At 71.7% G+C, this 1,596-nt stretch carries 1 protein-coding gene and 1 pseudogene; one reads left to right on the top strand and one right to left on the bottom strand.

What is annotated here, in order from left to right; all coding sequences use genetic code 11:
- Positions 1-69: 69 nt before the first annotated feature.
- Positions 70-1,005 carry an MBL fold metallo-hydrolase gene (locus tag D7X55_RS39305; RefSeq protein WP_121725688.1) on the bottom strand — a complete coding sequence of 312 codons (936 nt, stop codon included), beginning with the start codon at positions 1,003-1,005 and terminating at the stop codon, positions 70-72.
- Between the two features lie 16 nt (positions 1,006-1,021).
- On the opposite strand from D7X55_RS39305, the pseudogene D7X55_RS39300 reads away from it, so the two are divergent.
- Positions 1,022-1,596 (top strand): annotated as a pseudogene (locus D7X55_RS39300) (histidine kinase); the annotation flags it as partial.

The raw sequence follows: 1,596 nt of genomic DNA, 5'->3' as shown, positions 1-1,596 counted from the left end.
TGCGTGAGGACCAGGGCTGCGAGGGTGGGCAGGAGCATGCCCGCTTGAGACCACAAGCCCCGCCAGCGCTCAACCGTGCCGCACGGTGTGTATGCCGCCCACGGGCAGCACGTGCACGCGGTCGCGAGGCCAGCCCCGGCGCAGCCATTCGGCGTCCAGGCGGGCGGGCGGTTCGTCCAGGGGCTCGTCGGTGAGCTTGAAGGTGCCCCAGTGCATGGCGAAGAAGGCCAGCGCGCCCAGGTCCTCGAAGGCCTGCACCGCCTCCTCCGGGTTCATGTGCTGCAGCCGCATGAACCACGCCGGGTCATAGGCGCCAATGGGCAACAGCGCCGCGTCCAGCTTGGGGAACCTCGCGCCAATCTCCTTGAAGCCCTGGAAGTAGGCGGTGTCGCCGGAGTGGTAGACGCGCGCGCTGGAGCCCTCCACCACGAAGCCGCCCCAGAGCATCTCGTTGGCGTCGTTGAGGCCGCGGCGGCTCCAGTGCTGGGACGGCACGTAGTGCACGCGCACGGGCCCCACCTGCGTGGACTCCCACCAGTCCAGCTCGTGGAAGGGCAGGCCCTGGCCCTGGAACACCGGCGCGTGGCCCAGGCCGGTGACGATGCGGGCGCCCACCTGCTTGAGCGTGGGCAGGTCCAGGTGGTCGTAGTGGTTGTGCGTCACCAGGCTCGCGTCGATGCGCGGCAGCTTCTCCACGGGCACGCCGGGCGGCACGTTGCGGCGGATGACGACGTTGATGGCGTCGCGCAGCACCGGGTCGATGAGCAGCGACACGCCATCCAGCTGCACCAGCCAGCTGGCGTGGCCCAGCCACGTGAGGCGGGCGCCTTCACCCGGCGCGGGCGGGGTGGCGAGCAGGGCCAGATCCGGCTCCACGTGCGGCACGACGGCGCGCGCGGGTGAGTCGCGGCGCTTGCCCGTGAGCTTGTCCGTGACGGCCCACTTGAACACGCGGGTGAAGGGCTGCGGTCCGCTGCCATCCAGGTTCTTGAAGCGCATTGTCAGTCATATAAACCGTTCCATGGGACCTGTCTCCGGCACCACGACCCGCAGGGTGTTGCTCGCGTTCGGGGCGCTGGTGGCGCTGTTCGCGGCGGCGTCGGCCTATGCGCTCGGCCGGCTGGCGGACATCCACGAGGGCACGCGCGCGCTGCGCGAGGTGGGCGGCCGGGCGCGGGAGGCGCGCGAGCTGGCCACGGCGGTGAGGGACCAGTACGCGCACCTGGCGCACACCATCATCCTGGGCAATGACAGCCACCGTCACTTCCACACGGAGGCCCGCGCCCGCGTGGAGGCGCTGACGCGCAGTCTGGCGGAGCACGCGCGCGACGCGGACGAGCGCGCGGCGGTGGCGGACATCCAGGCGTCGGGCGACGCGCTGGACACGCTCTACCGGGACGCGCTGTTGCCCGCGGTGCTGGCGAAGGACGCGGGCGCGGTGGAGGCGGCGCACGGGCGCGCGCTGGAGTGGGTGTCGCGCATCCAGGCCCGGGTGGACGCGCTGACGGCGGACTCGGACGCGTCGATGGCGGCCTTCGAGTCGCACGTGGGCGCGGTGGAGCGCGACAGCTTCCGCCTGTCTCTTTATACACATCT

The sequence above is a fragment of the Corallococcus sp. AB049A genome (assembly GCF_003668885.1).
Taxonomy (GTDB): domain Bacteria; phylum Myxococcota; class Myxococcia; order Myxococcales; family Myxococcaceae; genus Corallococcus; species Corallococcus interemptor.
The sequence above is the reverse complement of the archived record's forward strand: the minus strand, read 5'-3'. Positions and strand labels throughout refer to the sequence as shown.